Source organism: Winogradskyella sp. UBA3174, from assembly GCF_002364335.1.
Lineage (GTDB): Bacteria > Bacteroidota > Bacteroidia > Flavobacteriales > Flavobacteriaceae > Winogradskyella.
In genome coordinates, this window is sequence record NZ_DEXW01000068.1 from 8,508 (window position 1) to 13,189 (window position 4,682).

The 4,682-nt window shown below is 30.8% G+C and carries 5 protein-coding genes and 1 pseudogene; all 6 read left to right on the forward strand.

Going from position 1 to position 4,682, the window contains the following annotated elements; genetic code table 11:
- A pseudogene (locus B2U95_RS13595) lies at positions 1-230 on the forward strand (hypothetical protein); the annotation flags it as partial.
- Positions 231-449: 219 nt separating this feature from the next.
- Positions 450-1,322, forward strand: coding sequence for a LytR/AlgR family response regulator transcription factor (locus B2U95_RS13600; RefSeq protein WP_296317106.1), 873 nt, complete (start codon positions 450-452; stop codon positions 1,320-1,322).
- A 91-nt stretch (positions 1,323-1,413) separates the two neighbouring features.
- Complete coding sequence (locus B2U95_RS13605) at positions 1,414-2,568, forward strand: acyltransferase family protein (protein WP_296317107.1); 1,155 nt, start codon at positions 1,414-1,416, stop codon at positions 2,566-2,568.
- 199 nt (positions 2,569-2,767) lie between these two features.
- Entirely contained in the window at positions 2,768-3,331 is a 564-nt protein-coding gene (locus B2U95_RS13610) for a Crp/Fnr family transcriptional regulator (RefSeq protein ID WP_296317109.1), read from the forward strand.
- 77 nt (positions 3,332-3,408) lie between these two features.
- Positions 3,409-3,843, forward strand: a complete 435-nt coding sequence (locus B2U95_RS13615) for a DUF2141 domain-containing protein (RefSeq protein WP_296317111.1) — start codon at positions 3,409-3,411, stop codon at positions 3,841-3,843.
- Positions 3,844-3,873: 30 nt separating this feature from the next.
- Positions 3,874-4,682, forward strand: an 809-nt coding sequence (locus B2U95_RS13620; RefSeq protein WP_296317113.1) for a DUF6268 family outer membrane beta-barrel protein, incomplete at its 3' end; no start/stop codon positions are given.

Here is a 4,682-nt window from a genome sequence, read left to right on the forward strand (position 1 = left end):
ATGTTCAAAATGTAAAAGGTTTTTATGGGTTTCTTGCGCTAGCTATATTTAGCTTGGTTGTATTTTTTATTATTGCGCTTTTCGATTCTGATTCAGAAGGTTGGTATTTATTTTTTTATATGCTGATTTTTTATGCACTTGCTTTGGGAGTTTATTATCTTGATATTTTTGATTTCTTTGGAGAAGAATGGAAAAGAAAAATTATTAATAAGAAATTCAAGAAGAATTAGTTTTTTATACATTCAACAAATTAGAAAGTTGAAAAGAACTAAAGACAACATCGTATAAAATTAATTGCTGGTAAATTGTCTATTTACAAAAGTCCAAACGGACTTTCTTGGTTAGTGTTTTATTTACTAAATTCACCGCTTAAAAGACGCAACTAACCTTATACAAACACGTTACCTGCAAGCTGAAAAATCTAGGCTTCATAGTCAAAATAATATTAAATGAAAATTAACGCGTATATAAAGCAGGCTTATCCTTTTTATTATGAAGACTTAAAAAAAGTATTTATACTTCTTTGTTGTATGTCCATCATAAGCTTTCTGTTTTCCTATTTATTTGAGCCATTTAGTATGAACCAGGCTGAGCACAAAATAAGTAGTTTGTGGATTCTAATATTGCACGCCTTTATTCCGATACCTATTGCTTTGGGCTATCTTTTTTTACTCAATAAAACCGTAAAGAACACCAGTCATTGGACGCTTGGTAAGGAATTTTTACATCTAGCACATGTTCTCTTTTTAATTGGTCTTGCCAGTTTTTTCCTTCGGGATTTTATTTATACTAATCCCGATAACTGGTCATTTCGCTATTTCTGGGAGGAAATTCGGAACACTTTTTTGGTAGGTAGCTTAATTTTAGTTGTCATTTTACCTCTAAACCTTGAGCGATTATTGTACAGGCACTTTAATTTTTTAAACCAAATAGCTACTAAATCATCAATTACAAAGAAGAGCAACTCTATACATATAAACACACCAATACCTGGAGAGCAATTTGAAGTAAACATAGGGACATTTCTTTTTGCAAAAGTAGAGAGTAACTATATCGAAATTATTTACAGCAGTGTTACAGGATTTGAAAAATTGTTAAAGCGAATGACTTTAAAGGAATTTGAAGAACAGTTAAGTTCCTTTCCTTATGTGTTTAAAGTTCATCGCTCTTACTTGGTAAATTTGCAGACTATCGAATCCATTTCTGGCAATGCTCAAGGATATATGCTTCGCTTAAAAAACTTCTCTGAAGCGGCTATTCCAGTATCCCGATCCAAGATTCAAGAATTTAATCGTGTTTTTACTAATTACAATAAAAAGTAAGTTTGTATTTCGTCACTTTGGATTGTCATTTGTCACTTAGCCTAAAACATCATTGATATTGTTTTTATATTTGCCATCAAAAAAAAAATCAATGGATACTACAACAAGAAGATATGATTTAGACTGGTTACGTGTTATTGCCATTCTAGCTGTTTATTTCCATCATCTAGCGATGCCTTTTAATGGCGACGATTTTCACATTATGAATTCCGAATCTAGTAAATTGTTAGACGACATCATGGTCTACTTTGAACAATTTAGACTGCCCTTACTTTTTTTAATATCTGGTACTGGAACCGTACTTGCTTTTTCTAAAAGGACTTGGAAACAATTTTCTAAAGAGCGCACAGGCAGACTTTTAATTCCACTCATTTTTGGAATACTATTTATTGTACCACCACAGACTTATTTTCAATACATCAATGAATATGAATCTTACTGGCAGCTATACACGAGCGGACGATTTGAAACAAACCACCTTTGGTTTATAGAAAATCTTTATATTATTTCTTTACTTGTGATTCCACTAATTATTTTTCTTAAATCTCAAAAATCTCAAGGTTTTAGAACTTGGTTTGAAAGAACATCTTCTAATAAATTGGGTCTATTGTTAGGAGGATTACCCTTAATAATTTTGACAGTAGTCCTTAAAAGGTATTACCCGACTGGCTCATCTTCTCTAACCAATCTTTCGGAAACCTTCTTCTACACCTATTTCTTTATTACAGGAATTTTATTTGCGAGCTCACAAGTGTTTTGGGAAAACCTAAAAAAATACAGACGCTTTCACCTTGTTAGTTTTATAATTAGCACACTAATGTTCTACAGTTATTACTTCGCACCCAATGATTACGTTGAACCCTATTTAAGCACTTCCGTTCGTTGGGATATTTGGTATGGCTTATGCTGTTTGTTGGGGTGGTGCTTTGTTTTGACCTTGTTGGGATATGGACAAGTTTACCTCAACAAACCTAGTCTTTTGCTCAAAAGGATGAACGAAGCTATTTACCCATTTTATATATTACATCAGACGGTAATAGTGATTTTTGGATACTATATTATTCAGCTGAATTTAAATATCCCTGTTAAAATGATACTGCTTTTTATGAGCTCATTTTTTGTCATTGTACTCTTATATCGTCTGTTAATTTATCCTTTTAAAGTTACTCGAGTCCTCTTTGGAATGAAAAAGAATAATGAAAAACGCAAGAATATAACAGCTTTTAAAACTGAGGAATTAGTCTAATTATAAAATTCAAAGTCCGTAGGTCGTAATATTATAAATCACATTTAAAAAAGCCAGCAGGTAACACCGTGTAAAATTAATTGCTGGTTTTAGCCAATTTACGAAGGCCTCGCGGACTTTCTATCTGTGATTTATTTACTAACTTTAGTGCTTAAATCACGCAACTAACCATACACAACACGTTGGCAGTAATAAAAAAATGAACACACTAAAAGAATATATCAATTCAAAAATAACAATTAAAAAAAGTGTTTTAGATACTATATTATCATGTTTCAATATAAAAGAATATGATAATGACCAAACTATTATCAGGAACGGACAGTATGTGACGAACTACTATTTTATAGTTTCTGGTGGTATCCGAATAGTTATTGATACACCAGATAAAGAAGTAACTGCTTGGTTATTATTTGAAAATAATTTTTTTAGTGACCTAGAATCAATAAAATCAGGGCAGCCTTCTAAAGCAAAGGTACTGACTATAGGTAAATCTACTATATTGAGTATTGAAGCTGAAAAAATGCATCAATTCTATAAACAGCATCCTGAATGGCAAGAATTTGGAAGAAAAATGATGGAAGAACTATGCTTAAACTTAGTTGAAACTTTAATCTCATTTCAAATTATGGATGCCGAAACTCGCTATTTACATTTACTTAAAAAATCAGATATTATAAATAGAGTGCCATTGAAACAATTGGCTTCTTATTTAGGAATAACTCCTAGCTCTCTTAGTCGTATCAGAAAAAATATTCGTTAATTTTATTTCTTGCCATTTGGCAATTTTCCCAAACTGAATCTTGCTCATCTTTGTATCATAATTATAAAAAATAAATTATGATATTTAAAGTATTACTTATGAGCTTATTATTTACAATTGGGCCTATAAAAGAAAAAAATCAAAAAAACACAGGAACAGTTTCTATTGAATTTTCTGGAATTGATAAAGGAAGAGGTTATATAGAATTAAGTGTATTTAGTAGCTTCAAAGGGTTTCCAAATAACGGAAATACTGCTTTTAAAACGTATCGTTTTAAAATAACTTCAAGCAAAGAATCTTTTTCAATTAAAGATTTCCCTTATGGGGAATATGCTATTTCTTGTTTTTATGATATTAATAACAATAAATTATTAGATACCAACTTTTTTGGTATTCCTAAAGAAAAAGTAGGCGCATCTAACAATCCTACTAGCAATTCCATTCCTAGTTATAAAGATGCGAAGTTCATTTTAAACGAACCAAAACTTCACTTATCAATAACTTTAAAATAATCTTCCTTTCTATTTAAAAAAACATATATAATGAAAAAGTATATCACATATATTTTTATAGGACTACTATATCAACAAGTAAATGCACAAGTAACAGGAGAAGTAAACGTCCTTGATAGAGATGTTTTTTACATTCAGTACACACCTAATATAGCTACTGAAGATTTTACTTATAATAGAATAAGTGGTAAACTAAGCATTCCGCCAATACGTTTAAAAAAGCTATCTCTTTTTACAACTATTGGATTGGATATACACCAGTTTGATTATAAGGATAGTAATCAATTTAGAGATGTTACCGCCCTGGATAAATTTTACAATGTTAACTTAAGCTTATTTGCTAATTACAAGTTTTCAGATAAATGGTCATTAAATATTCTGGCAGCACCATATATAGCATCTAACTTAGAAGAAAATTTAACTAGTGATGATTATAATTTTAACGGACTAGCTTATTTGGAACGCACTTTTTACTTTAAAAAAGGAGGATATATACAACTTGATGTTGGAGCAGGTTACTTAACACTTAATGGAACAACAACTGTAAATCCTGTAATACAAGCCAAAGCTAGGTTTAATGAAAATTGGTCAGCCGTTTTAGGTATCCCAAATACGTATGTAAAATGGGACATCAACAAAAGGCATTCCTTGAAAGTACTAGGAGAGATAAATGATTTTTCTGCAAACTTAAATGGTACAAACAGTTTTGGAACTGTAAATAATGTAGATCGTGCCGTTTTTACTTCAATTTCTGCTGGTATAGAATATAATTATTGGATTACACCTTCTATAGGCGTAATGCTTAAAGCTACCCAAAGTGTTTGGGATAATTATGAACT